We start from the raw sequence: 14,537 nt of genomic DNA on the forward strand, positions 1-14,537 counted from the left end.
CTTCGTGTCGCACCCCAGCGTTCGCGGTAGAGCGCGGCAAGTTGCCGGGCCGGATGGCGTCGGGCGTTCAGCAAAGTGGTGACCAGGCGGTAGCCGTCGGCTGCGCCCTCCCCGGCCCGGTCCTTGAGCTGGTAGGCCAGGACCCGGACGGTGACCGGCTCGCTTCGGGAGGGGCCGCTGCTCGCCCTCATCGGTGAGAGCCATGACCCGTCCCGGAACTGCTTCATCACCGGCAGGACGCGGTTGGCGGGCACCCGCCACAGCAGATCGGCGCCGGTGGCGGTGAAGGCCCGCCACAACGGGACACCGAGGAACTCACGGTCGGCCAGGACAAGCCGGCCCGGGCCGAGTGAACGCGGCAGGCGGCCGACCAGGGTGACTTCCCCGGTGCGGCAGCCGGCGAGTTCCGCGTCCAGCACCGCGTGGCCGCCCACCTCCACCAAAGCAGCCATCCGCACCTGCACAAACGCGCTCCTGCCCAACCCGCGGCCGCTGCCCGGACGTCCGAAGGCGGCGTCGTTGGCTTCGCTGTCCGCGACGTCCCAGCAGGTCCCGTCCACTGCCAGCAGCCGCAGGCCCCTGCCAGAACGCGCCGGGAGTCGTCTCGGTGGCCATCGGCTTGGCGGTCGTGGCGAACAGCACCCGCAAGGGGCTCACAGCCCAGCCGCTGCCGGGCCCGGAACAGCGACGACTTCGCCGGCACATGCCAGCCGCCCAGCAGGCCCTGGCCCCGCAGCCCCTCCACCAGGTGCCGCATCACTTCCAGATACGGAGCCGGAGAGAACAACGCCAGCCCCAGCACGAAGTACACCACCAGCCGCGCGGGAAGCAGCCGCCTGCGTTGCTCGACGCACCCGCAAGCCGCGACCACCCGATCCACCAACCCCGGCGGATACACCCAGGTCAACAGCCCCAGGCCCGATAACTCAGACACGCGTGCAGACACCCGAACCACTCCCTGGGACCACTACCCAGGAACCTACGCCCGAGGCCTAAAACAACGGCATGACTCTGCTGGTGATCTTCTGGGGTGCTGACGGGAGGGCCGTGGGATGCTTCGCTATGGGTGTGCGGGGTGGCCTCGGGTCTGGGGTGTGGGTGCGGTGTCGTTACGACCTAGGAATTTTCAGCGGATCCCGGCAAGGACGCTGCGGACAGCGCGGGCGGCGTGCCCGAAGGGCACCCCAGCAATGCTGATCCGGGACCGGCTCGATGTCCTTTTCGAGGACGAGGAGTTCGCCAGACTGTATCCCCCTGATGGCAGGCCGGGACTGTCGCCCGGACAGCTGGCGCTGGTGTCAGTGCTGCAGTTCGCGGAGAATCTGTCCGACCGTGCGGCGGCGGACGCGGTCCGCACCAGGATCGACTGGAAATACGCGATCGGCCTTGAGCTGGAGGATCCGGGGTTCGATCACTCGGTGTTGTGCGAGTTCAGGGCCCGGCTGGCCGAACAGGACGGCGCCGCCGACCGGTTGCTGCAGGTGATGCTGGAGCGCCTTGTGGAGGCCGGTCTGCTCAAGGCCGGGGGCCGACAGCGTACCGACGCCACCCATGTGCTGGCCGCGGTTCGGACCCTCAGCCGCCTGGAGTTGGTCGGGGAGGCGCTGCGGGCCGCTTTGGAGGAACTGGCCGAGGCGGCCCCTGCCTGGCTGGCGCCGCTGATCGAGCCCGAATGGGCCAAGCGATACGGACGCCGGGTGGAGATCGGCAAACTGCCGGGCGGGAAGGCGGCCGTGACCGCCCGGGCCGAGGAGTTCGGCCGGGACGGCCAGAAGATCCTGACCGCAGCCTGGGCCGCCAGCGCCCCACCCGGCCTGCGGCTTCTCCCTCAGGCGGAGATCCTGCGCCAGGTCTGGGTCCATCACTACTTCTGGGACGTGGACGGGCGGTTGCGCTGGCGGGACGGCCACGCCCTGCCGCCGGCCTCGCTGCGGTTCGACTCCCCGTATGACACTGATGCGCACTACTGCGTCAAACGGGACACCGCCTGGAGCGGATACCGGGGACATTTCACGGAAACGTGCGATGAAGAACGCCCCGAGCTGGTGGTCCATGTCGCCACCACCATCTCCACCGTCCAGGACATCGAGCTGACCGACACCATCCACGACGAGCTCGCCGAGCAGCACATGCTGCCCGCCGAGCATGTCGTCGATTCCGGCTACATATCTCCGGCACGTATCGAGCGGGCCCAGCGCGTGCACGGCATCACCCTCCTGGGCCCGGTCGTTGCCGACCACAGCGCCCAGGCCAAGGCCGCATCCGGCTTCGACAAGGCGGCCTTCACCATCGACTGGGCCAATGAGCAGGCGATCTGCCCGCGCGGGGCCACGAGCGTGTCCTGGACCGAGCTGAGGATGAAGGAGAACACCTATCTGCAGGCTCGGTTCGCCGAGGCAGATTGCCGGGCCTGCCCAGACCGCGCCCAGTGCACCACTTCAGCCACCAGGCCCCGGTCCATCGCCGTGCTCCCTCAGCCGCTGCACGAGATCCAGATGCGTAACCGGCTCGACCAGCGCACCGAGCAACGGCAGCGCCGTTACGCGATCCGCGCCGGCATCGAGGCCACCCTTTCGCAGAACGTCCGAGCCCACGGCCTGCGCCGCTCCCGTTACCGGGGCCTGGCCCGTACCCACGTCCAGCACGTCCTCACCGCGATGGCCTGCAACGTCGCCCGCGTCGCTGACTGGATCGGCACCGCGCCCAGAACACGACGCCGGGCCACGCACTTCCGCACTCTGTGCTCAGCCACCGCATGACCTGCTCAACATCACCAGCAGAGTCACGGCATTGCACCTACACCGCCTTCCGCGAGGTCGGGCGGGGATTCGTACCGTTCGTTGCTCCGGTACCTCTCGGACGCGCCGCTGCGCGGCCGGGCGACGGCCGCGACCAACAAGGTCGAGGCGTTCAACGGTTTCAGCGACTGGGTGCGGTTCGGCCAGCGTGGCACGGTGGCGGCCAACGACCCGGTCGAGCAGGAGAAGGACGTGAAGTTCACCTCTTTGCTCGCCAACCTGCTGATCTTCCACAACACCCTCGATATCGCCGACGTGGTTCGGCAGTTGCAGGCCGAGGGCTGGGTCATCGACCCGCTGGACCTGGCCCAGATCTCGCCTTACTTGACGGAGCAGGTCAACCGGTTCGGCGTCTACTCCACCCATGAGATAGGGGTCACCCCGGAGGACTACGACACCCACCTCGACGTCGGCTTCAGCGTGTTGGAGGACGAGCAGGCCCCAGCGGCATGACCCGCACGCTTCAGCGAGGCAGGGTGACGAGCCCCATCTCATAGGCGGTAATGACGAGCTGGACCCGGTCCCGGGCGCCCAGTTTGGTGAGCAGCCGTGACACATGCGACTTGGCGGTGGCCACCGTGATGAAGAGGTCCTCGGCGATTTCGGTGTTCGACCGGCCGCGTCCGACCAGGGTCAGCACTTCCCGTTCCCGCTCGGTGATGCCCTCGACCGGCCGTGGGGAGCGCTCCGGGACAGCCGCGGGGCGCCCGATGAAGTCCGCGATCAGACGGCGTGTCACACCCGGCGCGATCAGTGCGTCGCCAGCGGCGACCACGCGGATCGCCGCGAGGATGTCGTCCAGCGCCATGTCCTTGACCACGAAGCCGCTCGCGCCGGCCCGGAGCGCGCCGTAGACGTGGTCGTCCTCGTCGAAGGTGGTCAGGACGAGGACGCGTGTGGCTGCCGGACCGGCCGTGATCTGGCGGGTGGCCTCGATCCCGTCCATGCCGGGCATCCGGATGTCCATGACCACGACGTCGGGGCTGGCATCCCTGACCAGCTGGACGGCCTCGGCGCCGGTGGCGGCTTCACCGACGACCTCCAGGTCGCTGTGATCGGCCATGAGCACGCGTAGACCGGACCGCACCAAGGGCTGGTCGTCGGCGAGCACAACGCGGACGGTCACTGGTGGACCCTCCTCTCTGCGGGCTCTGAGAAGGTGCCCATGGTTAGATGCCGGTGAGAGCCGGAGTGACGGCCCGCGGTGGTCATCGGGTCTTCACCAAAACTCCGACGGGTGCGGGCAGCGGCAGCCTGGCCGCCACCCGGAAGCCGCCCTCAGGGCGGGGCCCGGCGCTGAGGTGGCCGCCCAGCAGACCGACCCGCTCCCGCATCCCGATGATGCCGAAGCCGTGGGCCGAGCCGTTCCCAGTGGTGCCGCGCCCGTCGTCGACGACCTCCACGCACAGTTCCCCGTCTCCGCAGGTGATGGTCACCCGGCAGCGCCCGGTGCCCGCGTGCCGGACCACGTTGGTCAGCGCCTCCTGCACGATGCGGTAGGCGGACAGATCGATGTCGGTGGGCACAGGACGCTGCTCCCCGCTGCGGCGCACGTCGACGTGTACCCCCGCGCCCGCGGTCGCTGCCGCCAGCCGTTCGACGTCCGCCAGCCCCGGCGAGGGTGCGAGCGGTGACTGCTCCGAGGGGGGCGCACCCCGGTCGGCCTGGCGGAGCGAGACCAGCGTGCGCCGAAGGCCCGAGAGGGTCTCTCTGCTGGTGGCCTCGATGGCGCGCAGGGCCTCGTGCGCCTGTGCCGGCTGGGTCTGGATGACCCGGCTGCCCACACCGGCCTGGATGGCGATGATGCCGATGCTGTGCGCGACCATGTCGTGCAGCTCCCGTGCGATCCGCAGCCGTTCGGCGGTCACGGCCTCGGCCACCTCCTGTGCACGCAGCGCCACTGCGTGCTCGCGGCGCTCGCGACTCAGCAGACCGGCCATGCAGGATGCGGCCAGCGCCAGGAGGGCGATCACCCCGTTGACGGTCAGGTTGTCCCCGTGCGCGAAGACGCCGATCACCAGGAGCTGCACGGCGGCAGACACGGCCACGGCCACAACCGAAGCGCGCCGTGCACAGGTGGTGACGATGAAGCCCAGGACGAGGTCCACCGCCAGATACGACAGGAACTGGCCCTGATACGCGGCCGCCAGACTCTTATGGACGGAGCTCGGAGTGCCCGCCACCACAGCGGTGGATCCGAAGAGTGCCATGGCCAGAGCCAGCAGCGGCATCCGCCGCACCACGCCGGCGAGCAGGCTCACAGCCAGCAGTGCCCCGACACCGTGAACGGTGCCCGACGCCCGCGGCGCGCCCCCCACCAGCAGACCCACCACGAAGAGGTAAGAGGCGCCCCCCGCCCAGGCCACAGCCTTGATTCTCGTCATCGGCGGCATTCCCTCCCGGGAACAACCCCGCGGTGCGCGACGCGCGTAGGCAACAAAGTGATCGTCATGGGGTTCACGCCGCGAGACTAACCGGCCACCGCCGGCGCGGCATCAGCCCGGGGACGTACGCCCACGGGCCAATGCGGCCGCACGATTGCCGCCCACGGCCCCATGTCCGGGCGTGGGTCCTCCCGGCAGTGTGGGTGCCGTGATCGAAGTCAGCGAACTCACCAAGCGCTACGGCAGCAAGACGGCCGTCGACCATCTGTCCTTCACCGTGCGGCCGGGCCAGGTCACCGGATTCCTCGGCCCCAACGGAGCCGGCAAGTCCACCACCCTGCGGATGATCCTCGGCCTGGACACGCCCACCACCGGCAGCGCCACCGTCAGCGGCGTCCCCTTCCACCGCCACCCGCGCGGACTGCGACACGTCGGCGCCCTCCTCGACGCCGGACATATCCACGGCGGACGCAGCGCCGCCGCCCACCTGTCCGCCCTGGCCCGCAGCAACGGCATACCGCGGCGCAGGGTGGAAGAGGTGCTTCAGGAGGTGGGGCTGGCCGAGGTGGCCAACCGCCGCATCGGCGGATTCTCCCTCGGCATGAAGCAGCGCCTCGGCATCGCCACCGCCCTGCTCGGCGACCCGCCCGTGCTCATGTTCGACGAGCCGATCAACGGCATGGACCCGGAAGGCGTGCTCTGGGTACGCCGGCTCTTCCGGCGCCTGGCCGCCGAGGGACGCACGGTCTTCCTCTCCAGCCACCTGATGTCGGAAATGGAGAACACCGCCGACCAGCTGGTCGTCATCGGCCGGGGCCGCCTCATCGCCGCCGAGCCGCTACGGGACTTCGCCGCCCGTAGCACCCGTAGCAGCGTCGTGGTCGCATCACCGCAGGCCGCCGAGCTGGCAGCGGTGCTCACCGCGGCGGGCGCCTCGGTTGAGCCGGAGGGCTCGGCGGGCGCCGAGAAGCTCGCCGTGACCGGGCTCCCGGCGGACCGGATCGGCGCGCTCGCCTTCGAGAACCGCATCCGACTGGACGAACTGACCACCCGTACCGCCTCACTGGAGGCGGCCTTCATGGAACTCACCGCCGACAGCACCGAATACCTGGCAGGACAGCCCCGATGAGCACACTCGCCTCCGCCCCCCAGGCCACCCCCGCCGCCGGGGTGCCCGCCCGCTTCCGCGACCTCCTCGCCTCCGAGTGGATCAAGACGCGGTCCCTGCGCTCCACCCCGTGGACGCTCGCGCTCACCGTCCTGTTCGTCATCGGCTCCGCCGCCGTGGCCACGCTGGCGGACAAGGGCGCGGGCTCCGGCCCCGCTGAGTTCCTGCCCTTCGACGCCTACCCGGCGGCCGGCTACTGGACGCTGATCCTCGTCGCCAGCAGCATGGGCGCCCTCACCGTCGTGAGCGAGTACAGCAGCGGCCTGATCCGCACCACCACCGTGGCCGTCCCGGCCCGCGGCTCGGTTGTGCTGGCCAAGGCGGCCGTCACCGCAGCGCTGTGGACCGCGGTCGGCACGGCCGCCTCCACCGGTTCCTTCCTGGTCTCCCAGGCCATCCTGGACGGGCACCACGCCGGCGTTCCGATCACCCACCCCGGGGTGTTGCGGGCGCTGGTGGCCTCCGCGTTGCTGGCCCCGGTCTGCGCCCTGGTCGGTCTGGGCCTCGGCGTTCTGCTCCGGCATGCCGCCGGGACCATGGTCACCGCCGTCTTCACCCTGCTGATGCTGCCCCCCATGTTCTCGGAGGGCAACCGCTGGTCGGCGGACATCAAGCACACACTGGTGGCGGCCGCCTGGAATCGCCTGGTCCAACCCTGGGAGCCGGACCCCGGATCCCTGGGCTACACAGCCACGGTCCCCGGCTCCTGGCTCGTGTACACGCTCTGGCCGCTGATCACGGTCGCACTCGCAGTGCTCGTCGTGAGGCGCCGCGACGTGTGAGTGTGCCTCCAGGGGGCGAGGTCCCGGTAGCTCGTCGCAGCCTTGATGACGGACTCTCATAAATGACCATCTGTGAGAGTTCTGCGACAGCCCCCGGAGCGATCACGTTTCCGCAGGTCGCCGTTCGCAAAAGTCCCCTGGAAGAGGCTGCGAAGAGCCTGGTGGACGGCCCGCGCTGCTCCCGGTTTCCTGGCGTCACCGGCTGATGCCCTGCGCGAGGACAGTGGTGCAGACGGACACGTCTACCTCCTGATCCGCTGTGTTTTCCGCCCGGGGAGCCATCTCGACGACGCGCACTGGTCGGCGTTCGACGCCCGGTTCGAGAGCACACAGTTCCCTGCGGACTACCTGCGGGGGCCGGGAAGCCGCAGCGAAGCCCTGGCCTGGCTGGACGAACACCAACCGGAGGGGGACACGGTCGACTACGTCGATCGCGTCTTCATGCTCCGCGAGCACGACGGCCAGCTCCACCCGCCGATGCGTCCAGAAGTGGCCGCCGGCCTCACCTCCACCAACGGCCACCTGCCGTGCGTACACCTGACTCGTTCTTCTGGCCCCATCGATTCTGAGAGGCTCTGGGCGGCTGGTCTACGGGGCACGCAGCCGGGTCGCCGTCACCACGGCGTGCCGGGTCGTCCCGGCGAGGACCTCAACCACCAGTCCGGGAGAGGCGGCGGTGTAGGTCTCCCCCGCCCGGGTGCGTGCACTGCGTGGCGGTCCGCTGGCGGCGAAGTGCACCGCGACCTGGGCGGCGAGCGGCGCCCTAAGGGACTGGGTGAGCGCGATACGTCCGTCGGGAAGGCCGGCCGCGAGCGCCCGCGGCCGCGTTCCGCCGGAGCGGTCGCCGCAGCAGTCAGCTGACCTTGGTCGCTACAGTCGGAAGGGGCGTCCGAAGCCACCTCCTATGGCTTCGGACGCCCCTTCAATGGCCTTAGACGCCATCCGCTTACCGCTGGGCAGGCTTGATCAGTCGAACACGGTTCCTGTTCGGGTGATCTCTCGGTGGTCGGGGCATAACGGCAGAGCCTCCCGGTAGCTCGGGGTTGCGATCCCAACCGAGCAGCACCAGGAGGCCCTGTGTCGCAGTCTGTCGCGTTTGCGTCCGTGGAGTCCAACGCGCCGTCTCCGGCGTGTGACAGTCTCGCGCACAGGTTCGGCAACGCGGCGGACGGGCCGGACCGCGCCCCGTGTTACGGCTCCGACCTGACGGAGGCCGAATGGCAGGTCATCCGGCCGCTGCTGCCGATCCCCGCGTGGCTTCAGGGGCGGGGCGGACGACCGGAGGGCTATTGCCACCGCGTCATGCTGGACGCGGTCCGCTACGTCGTCGACAACGGCGTCAAGTGGGTCAACCTGCCCTGCGACTTCCCGTCGTACCGGCGGGTGCACGCGTTCGCCCGACGCTGGCAGGTGACGGGCCTGCTCACCGAACTCCACGACCGGCTGCGTGACAAGGTCCGCCAGAAGGAAGGCCGTTCGCCGGACCCGACGGCCGCCATCGTGGACTCGCAGTCACTGCGGGCGGCGACGAACATCCCGCGCTCGACGTCCGGGTGGGACGGCGGGAAGAAAGTGGGTGGCCGCAAGCGGCACCTGGTCGTGGACTGCCTCGGCCTGGTCCTGGCCGTCGCAGTGACCGCGGCGAGCGTGCAGGACCGCGACGCCGCCGTCCCGCTGCTCGAGCGGCTGCGCACCATGTACTTCTCCATCCGCCTCGTCTGGGCGGACGGCGGCTATGCAGGCCGACTCGTCGACTGGGCGGCCGAGAAACTCCAGCTCGCCCTTGAGATCGTCAAACGCACCGACGACACCAGCGGGTTCGTGGTGCTGCCGCGCAGGTGGGTGGTGGAGCGCACCCTGAGCTGGCTGATGCGCTCGCGCCGCCTGGTGCGCGACTACGAGACACTGCCCGCCATGCACGAGGCCATGGTGCTGTGGTCCATGACCATGCTCATGAGCAGCCGCCTGGCCGGGCGCCGCCCCTGCGCCTTCAGCCGGCCGACGCCCCGAGCGGGGTGAACACCCCCGGCCGCACCTGGAGCGCCCACCCCCGCTCCACCAGGCGTTTCGCCTTCGACCGCAGCCCCTCGACCTTCGCTGGAACCGCCTGAAGGCCCAGGGCCACGGCCAGCTGCTGGCACCGCATACCCTCCCGGGCCGCATCCGACTCCAGCACGGACATGATCCGCTGGTAGTCCGGAGGCAGGACCGTCGCTGTCATGCCCTCGACCCGTCTGGGCACCACCGACCCCGCCACCGCACTCACCACCGGCTCCGCGACCGCGACGGGCGGCTCGGCCAGCACCTCAGTCACCGTCACACGGGCATCCGCCAGACGCTGAAGTGCCCGTTCCGCCTCGCCGAGGGCAGCCTCCACCCGCTCGGCCTCCTCCCGCAGCCGTGCCACCTCTTCCCGGACCTTCTTCTCTCGAGCCTCCAACAGACCGAGCACCGACGGCACCAGCCACCTCCACAAACGGGACGAGCAGACGAACCACGCCCATCTCTCCCGCCACCAGCCGAAGTTCATGCCCACCCAGCCCAAGCCAAACGATCACGTTCGGAAAGCGGATGGCGTCTGAGGCCATGAGGACTCTCTGGGCACTCTGAGTACGAGACTGAGTAGGGCGACGGTGCCGTCGGCCTGGGTGGCGGTGTTCGGATCGCTTCATGACGCTGACTCCTTCCGCCGCTTCCACGGCGTCCGCTTTCCGCCGCCGGGTCAGGGGCCTGGGGCTGTCCGTTGCCGGGGCCGTTGTGGTGTTCCTGCTCGTGGGGTCCGTCACGAGCTGCTCCGCCGTGGCGGGTGGCCCGGTCCGTTCCGAGGCGCAGTTCCTGGAGCACGTACGCGACACGCAGGCCGTCGGCGAGGACACGGTTCGCTTCCTGGGCTCGGATCCGGACTCTGCGTTCGCTTCCACGGCGTCCGCTTTCCGCCGCCGGGTCAGGGGCCTGGGGCTGTCCGTTGCCGGGGCCGTTGTGGTGTTCCTGCTCGTGGGGTCCGTCACGAGCTGCTCCGCCGTGGCGGGTGGCCCGGTCCGTTCCGAGGCGCAGTTCCTGGAGCACGTACGCGACACGCAGGCCGTCGGCGAGGACACGGTTCGCTTCCTGGGCTCGGATCCGGAGGCTGTGATCCTGGGAAAGTCCACGGACAGCGCATCCTGCGTGGACGACCTCGGTGTCGACCGGGATGACACCCGCCGGGACCAGCCGTCCGTCTCTTGGGCCCCGGATTTCCAGCACGGCGACGCCGGCTATCGCGCGGCGGTCGCCGACCTTCGCAGGCGGTGGTCCGAGCGGGGATGGAAGGTGACGACGAAGCAGGGGACCGACCCGGTCACCGACAAGGCGACCGGTCTGCAAGAGATCCACACCACCGACGACCACGGCGTCGCGCTGTCGCTGAGCCCCGGCCGACGTACTGGCGAGGGACTGGTCGTCGCCGACGGCGGCTGCGTCCGCCACGACGGCTACTGGGACGCCTACGCCTGGAGCCGCTCCTGATGACCCGACCGCTCCGCCGACGTGGATGTCGCCCGTCTTCTCGCCGAACTGAGCAGCGCACTTGGCGAGCCGTACCAACCGGGGCGCTCAGCCCACACTGGTGCCTGAGCACGCCGGACAGCACCTGCCCACTTCAGTCGGCGCCTGGAGCAGCCGAGAGTGAGTACGTCTGCGCGCTTGGTTGTAGAGTCGGCCTGGGGCGCGGTTTCGGCGTTGCCGCCGACCCGTTTCCCCAGGCCGCTCACCGAACCCGGCGTGCGACTCTCACCGCACCGGGCTCTCCACGGTTTCTGCTGTCAGGCGTGGTTGTGCAGGGGCCATGGGCTTGGGATCTTGACGACTCCTCGGTAGCGATACCGAGTAATGGGGACTGCTGCGAGATTGAACAGCTCGGTCCCCTCCACGACTGGGCTCTTCCAGCGGCCCGTTGCCGGGTCGTGGAGCCAGCGGTAGACATCCGTCCCGTTCCAGCGGTGCAGCGTGCGCCACCACGTGACGACCCTGCGCCATACGAAATGCGCCAAGGCCGACATGGTGTGTTTGCATACCGCGTGCTTGAAGTAGTTCGCCCACCCGCGCATGATCTGGTTGAGCCTGGTCATGACGTGGGCTGGTCTCTGCTGCGACGATCTGTGTGTCAGGGCCCGGATACGCTCCTTCAGTTGTCGGACGGGTCGGTCCGCGATGAAGGTGTAGACGTGCCATGTGCTCGTTCCCTTCTTGCGGCGCCACTGGATGTGGAACCCCAGGAAGTCGAAGCCGTCCGCCATGTGGACCACCCGGGTTTTGGCCGGTGACAGCCGCAGCCCGAGGGGCCTGATCACATCGGCGATGTCCTCGCGCAGGTTCTCCACGTCGCTCTGGTGACCGTTGGCCATGACGACGAAATCGTCCGCGAAACGGACGATCCGCCAGCACGGCAGTCCCCTTCTGCGACGGCTGGCCCGCCTGCCCTGGGTGGACAGTTCTCCTCCTTGGAGCCACGGCCCGTGTACGTGCTCATCGAGCGCGGTCAGGGCGATGTTGGCCAGCAGGGGTGAAAGGATGCCGCCTTGCGGAGTACCGGTGTAGGTCTCCTCGCGTCCGCCGCCCTCGGTGAGGACGCCGGCCTTGAGGAACGCCTTGACCAGTGCCAACACGCGCTTGTCTTTGATCCGTTTGCGCACCCGGTCTATCAGGGCCGTGTGGTCGAACGAGTCGAAGCACGCCTCGATATCGGCGTCCAGCACCCATCTGTAGCCCTTGGTGCCGAACATCTGGATCTCGGCGATCGCGTCGTGTGCTCTCCGTTTCGGCCTGAAACCGTAGGAGACCGGCAGGAACCCAGCCTCGAAGATCGGTTCCAGCACCAGTTTCAGTGCGGCCTGGACCACGCGGTCGGTGACGGTCGGAATGCCTAGGCTTCTGACCTTGCCCGAGCCGCCAGGCTTGGGGATCTTCCGCTCACGCACCGGCAGCGGGCGAAATTCACCCGTTTTCAGTACGCGGCGAAGGTCCTCAAGGAACCCGTAAGTGCCAATCTCCTCTTCCACGTTGACGGCCGTCAGGCCGTCAACTCCGGGGGTTTTGGCGCCTTTGTTCCCCGCGACCCGTTCGAACGCCACGAGCAGCGTCGCCGGGTCGTGCACGAGGTTGTACAGATCGTCGAACCTGCGGCCGGGATCGGCCGCCGCCCAACAGTGAAGTTTGGCCTGCATCCCCGATACCCGCTGGTGAGACCCCATCGGGGCCTCCGGAGCACCGCTGTTCAGCGGTGCGTCTTTCGGCATTGCAGCCTCCTTCCCTTCTCGATTCCGCTGCCGCCCTTCCCCATGTGCGCGGGCTCTCCCCGGCTCGGAGTACTACGGCGGCTCCGCCCCGCCCGGCGCTGTCGGCCGACGGTGGACCCATCCCGGCCTCCGCGCTGGCCACGCGGGACCTGGAGCTGTCACCAGGCGGTTCCCATGTTCATTGCCGATCGTTCGACGGAGTAGGCGCCCGACTATGTCCCTGCGATATCGCCGTACCTACGCCGCAGACCTTCAGTACGGCCTCCCGGCAGGCCTACTCAGACCCGCCCAAGGAGTTCCCCAAGTACCCCGCAACTCAAGGGGGGTTTGGGTGCGCATCGCCTCCGGCCCATATCCACCAGGTTCGAGCCGGTGAGCCGTTGAGGGACTTAAAACGCCGGTTCCTCTCGTACACCTCTCCATCTCGCTCGCCGGACCCGCACTATCTGGCAGTACTGGCACGTCCCGGCTTTGTCAGGACTACTCCCACCCTCCCCGGCACCTCCCGGGTCAGGCTGTCCTCAGCTTCACGACCCTGCTGCGACAGGGCCGGGGTGCAGGTCTTTCACCTCCACACAATCGAACAACGCCTCATGGCGTACGAGTAGAGCGCCTCATGAAGTGCACGAGGGCTGCCGACGATCATCGGCTCATGAATCCTCAGACCTATGCGAGGCTCTACGGCCCGTGGAAGCCGACCCCGTCGGCTGCAGCCCGTTCAGGGGTCACGTTGCTGACGGCTCTGCTCGGCGCTGCCACGGTCCTGTCGATGGCATGGCTGACTTTCCTGGTCGGCATGGTCGCACTGTGGGGTGCGGCGGAAGGGGCGGCCGTCGGGGGGCTTCTCACGGAGTACGCGGCGGGCGTGGCCGGCGGTGCCGCACTGCTCGCCGCGCTCGCCTTCGTGCCCGCGGTGCGGCGCATGACGCCGGCCGGACGTCGGCTGTTGCTGACTGCGGTGGCGTGTCCTGTCCCCCTCGTTCTTGCTGTCGTGACCTGGGTGAGCGTGGGCTGACCGCTTTGCTTGGAGGTGGGACAGACCTGCTCGCTGAGCTTCCCCACCCACCCGTCGCCGTCACGCACACCTCCCTCATGCGGTCCTGAACGGTGCGGCACAATCGCGGTCAACTGGGTGGGCAACGGTGGGGGTGGGAACGTGGGGCGTTTTGGCTCGCGAAGCCGACGTAAGGGCATACCGAACGAGCCGGCGCTACTGGCTGCGGCTGCCGAGAATCCCGGTGGCAGCGTCGCCGAGATCGATCCGACGTACATCGACGACCCGAACGGCTACGTACCTCCCGAGGCAATCCGCGGCGCGTGGTTGGTGGATGACAGCGGGAAGCTGACCGGTGAGTACCAGGAGAATCCCCGTCACGGGGTGCCCCAGGACGACTTCCGCAAGCTCACTGATCCTGATCACTGGCTTGGCTGGCTCGGCGATGATCCCGCGGCCGCCGTCCGCAGGGGCATCGAAGAGTCCTTGCGCGCCCAGGTGGCAGACGCAGTGGTCGACTGGGTCAAGATCCTTGAGACGCCCCGGTTTCTCACGGCTGGGCGTCGCCATTCCGAGGACGAACAGGTCATGTTGGTGACCCGCGCGGCACTCGCCGCGCCGTTTGCGTTGTCCGTGCGCACCACGCAGCACGGGCGTTCCATCCTCCTGGGCGTGTTCTCCTGGGCGGCGGTGAACCTCTCACCGCCCGGTGTCCGCAAGGACCGGCACTGGTTTGACCTGGGCGTCGGGCTGGACTGGGCCGGTGAACGCCTTCAAGGGCGGATCTACGAGATTGACGGTGGGAACGGCACCGCCGAGCGGTAGAGCGGCAATGCCACGCCCTACCGACGGTCAGAGCAGATACATGACGCCGTCGCGGCCGACCCTGCGCAGGGCGGTGGCGTGGGCGTCGCCGGCGTCGCGGCGCCGGCCGTAGTAGTGCTGCGCCAGCTCCGGCCCACGGCCGGCAACTGACCGGGCGGCTGCAGCTTTCCCCTCCCGGCTTCATGGGCCTGGGGCGAGGGAACGTACTGCGTTGAGGAGCCCGGCCTTCGTGATGTCACCAGCCGCCTGGGCACGTGCAGACGGCTGGTGAGCCCTCGGGCCGAGGGCCGGCAGGGGCATCCCGCTGCGGCCT

The 14,537-nt window shown here is 69.1% G+C and carries 14 protein-coding genes and 1 pseudogene; 8 read left to right on the forward strand and 7 right to left on the reverse strand.

Going from position 1 to position 14,537, the window contains the following annotated elements; genetic code table 11:
- Both AB5L52_RS00005 and AB5L52_RS00010 read right to left on the reverse strand, forming a co-directional pair.
- On the reverse strand, positions 1 to 560 hold a 560-nt coding region (locus AB5L52_RS00005; RefSeq protein WP_369362124.1), incomplete at its 3' end, for a transposase.
- A 95-nt stretch (positions 561 to 655) separates the two neighbouring features.
- A pseudogene (locus AB5L52_RS00010) lies at positions 656 to 955 on the reverse strand (transposase domain-containing protein); the annotation flags it as partial.
- A 97-nt stretch (positions 956 to 1,052) separates the two neighbouring features.
- On the opposite strand from AB5L52_RS00010, the gene AB5L52_RS00015 reads away from it, so the two are divergent.
- Positions 1,053 to 2,759, forward strand: coding sequence for an IS1182 family transposase (locus AB5L52_RS00015; RefSeq protein WP_351580182.1), 1,707 nt, complete (start codon positions 1,053 to 1,055; stop codon positions 2,757 to 2,759).
- Positions 2,760 to 2,840: 81 nt separating this feature from the next.
- The gene (locus AB5L52_RS00020; protein WP_369362125.1) at positions 2,841 to 3,251 is read left to right on the forward strand and encodes a Tn3 family transposase; all 411 of its coding nucleotides are present in this window, start codon (positions 2,841 to 2,843) and stop codon (positions 3,249 to 3,251) included.
- Positions 3,252 to 3,261: 10 nt separating this feature from the next.
- Here AB5L52_RS00020 and AB5L52_RS00025 read toward each other — a convergent pair whose 3' ends face one another.
- Both AB5L52_RS00025 and AB5L52_RS00030 read right to left on the reverse strand, forming a co-directional pair.
- Positions 3,262 to 3,924, reverse strand: coding sequence for a response regulator (locus AB5L52_RS00025; RefSeq protein ID WP_369362126.1), 663 nt, complete (start codon positions 3,922 to 3,924; stop codon positions 3,262 to 3,264).
- A gap of 82 nt (positions 3,925 to 4,006) precedes the next feature.
- Entirely contained in the window at positions 4,007 to 5,182 is a 1,176-nt protein-coding gene (locus tag AB5L52_RS00030) for a sensor histidine kinase (RefSeq protein WP_369362128.1), read from the reverse strand.
- 208 nt (positions 5,183 to 5,390) lie between these two features.
- Here AB5L52_RS00030 and AB5L52_RS00035 point away from each other — a divergent pair, with 208 nt between their 5' ends.
- Positions 5,391 to 6,311 (forward strand): ATP-binding cassette domain-containing protein, encoded by a 921-nt coding sequence (locus AB5L52_RS00035; RefSeq protein WP_369362129.1) that lies wholly within the window; start codon positions 5,391 to 5,393, stop codon positions 6,309 to 6,311.
- Positions 6,308 to 7,132, forward strand: coding sequence for an ABC transporter permease (locus AB5L52_RS00040; protein WP_369362130.1), 825 nt, complete (start codon positions 6,308 to 6,310; stop codon positions 7,130 to 7,132). The genes AB5L52_RS00035 and AB5L52_RS00040 overlap by 4 nt, the downstream gene beginning before the upstream one ends.
- 195 nt (positions 7,133 to 7,327) lie before the next feature.
- On the opposite strand, the gene AB5L52_RS00045 is transcribed toward AB5L52_RS00040, so the two are convergent.
- Positions 7,328 to 7,669 carry a hypothetical protein gene (locus tag AB5L52_RS00045; protein ID WP_369362131.1) on the reverse strand — a complete coding sequence of 114 codons (342 nt, stop codon included), beginning with the start codon at positions 7,667 to 7,669 and terminating at the stop codon, positions 7,328 to 7,330.
- A gap of 540 nt (positions 7,670 to 8,209) precedes the next feature.
- On the opposite strand from AB5L52_RS00045, the gene AB5L52_RS00050 reads away from it, so the two are divergent.
- Positions 8,210 to 9,151 (forward strand): IS5 family transposase, encoded by a 942-nt coding sequence (locus tag AB5L52_RS00050; RefSeq protein WP_369362132.1) that lies wholly within the window; start codon positions 8,210 to 8,212, stop codon positions 9,149 to 9,151.
- On the opposite strand, the gene AB5L52_RS00055 is transcribed toward AB5L52_RS00050, so the two are convergent.
- On the reverse strand, positions 9,123 to 9,593 hold the full coding sequence (locus AB5L52_RS00055) for a hypothetical protein (RefSeq protein WP_369362133.1): 471 nt from the start codon (positions 9,591 to 9,593) through the stop codon (positions 9,123 to 9,125). The genes AB5L52_RS00050 and AB5L52_RS00055 overlap by 29 nt on opposite strands.
- Before the next feature lie 209 nt (positions 9,594 to 9,802).
- Between AB5L52_RS00055 and AB5L52_RS00060 the strand changes: the two genes are divergently transcribed.
- A complete protein-coding gene (locus tag AB5L52_RS00060) occupies positions 9,803 to 10,636 on the forward strand; it encodes a hypothetical protein (RefSeq protein ID WP_369362135.1) in 834 nt (277 codons plus the stop codon).
- 296 nt (positions 10,637 to 10,932) lie between these two features.
- Here AB5L52_RS00060 and ltrA read toward each other — a convergent pair whose 3' ends face one another.
- Positions 10,933 to 12,405 carry a group II intron reverse transcriptase/maturase gene (gene ltrA / locus AB5L52_RS00065; protein ID WP_351576064.1) on the reverse strand — a complete coding sequence of 491 codons (1,473 nt, stop codon included), beginning with the start codon at positions 12,403 to 12,405 and terminating at the stop codon, positions 10,933 to 10,935.
- Positions 12,406 to 13,174: 769 nt separating this feature from the next.
- On the opposite strand from ltrA, the gene AB5L52_RS00070 reads away from it, so the two are divergent.
- Both AB5L52_RS00070 and AB5L52_RS00075 read left to right on the forward strand, forming a co-directional pair.
- Positions 13,175 to 13,420 (forward strand): hypothetical protein, encoded by a 246-nt coding sequence (locus tag AB5L52_RS00070; protein ID WP_369362136.1) that lies wholly within the window; start codon positions 13,175 to 13,177, stop codon positions 13,418 to 13,420.
- Positions 13,421 to 13,561: 141 nt separating this feature from the next.
- The gene (locus AB5L52_RS00075; protein ID WP_369362137.1) at positions 13,562 to 14,224 is read left to right on the forward strand and encodes a hypothetical protein; all 663 of its coding nucleotides are present in this window, start codon (positions 13,562 to 13,564) and stop codon (positions 14,222 to 14,224) included.
- Positions 14,225 to 14,537: the final 313 nt, after the last annotated feature.

The organism is Streptomyces sp. CG4 (assembly GCF_041080655.1).
Lineage (GTDB): Bacteria > Actinomycetota > Actinomycetes > Streptomycetales > Streptomycetaceae > Streptomyces.

What these genes read in the sequence shown, in the direction of transcription:
- AB5L52_RS00060 (WP_369362135.1), top strand. Translation starts at nt 9,803, where the DNA reads ATGACGCTGACTCCTTCCGCCGCTTCCACGGCGTCCGCTTTCCGCCGC.
- AB5L52_RS00040 (WP_369362130.1), top strand. Translation starts at nt 6,308, where the DNA reads ATGAGCACACTCGCCTCCGCCCCCCAGGCCACCCCCGCCGCCGGGGTG.
- AB5L52_RS00030 (WP_369362128.1), bottom strand. Translation starts at nt 5,182, where the DNA reads ATGACGAGAATCAAGGCTGTGGCCTGGGCGGGGGGCGCCTCTTACCTC.
- ltrA (WP_351576064.1), bottom strand. Translation starts at nt 12,405, where the DNA reads ATGCCGAAAGACGCACCGCTGAACAGCGGTGCTCCGGAGGCCCCGATG.
- AB5L52_RS00015 (WP_351580182.1), top strand. Translation starts at nt 1,053, where the DNA reads ATGCTTCGCTATGGGTGTGCGGGGTGGCCTCGGGTCTGGGGTGTGGGT.
- AB5L52_RS00070 (WP_369362136.1), top strand. Translation starts at nt 13,175, where the DNA reads ATGGCATGGCTGACTTTCCTGGTCGGCATGGTCGCACTGTGGGGTGCG.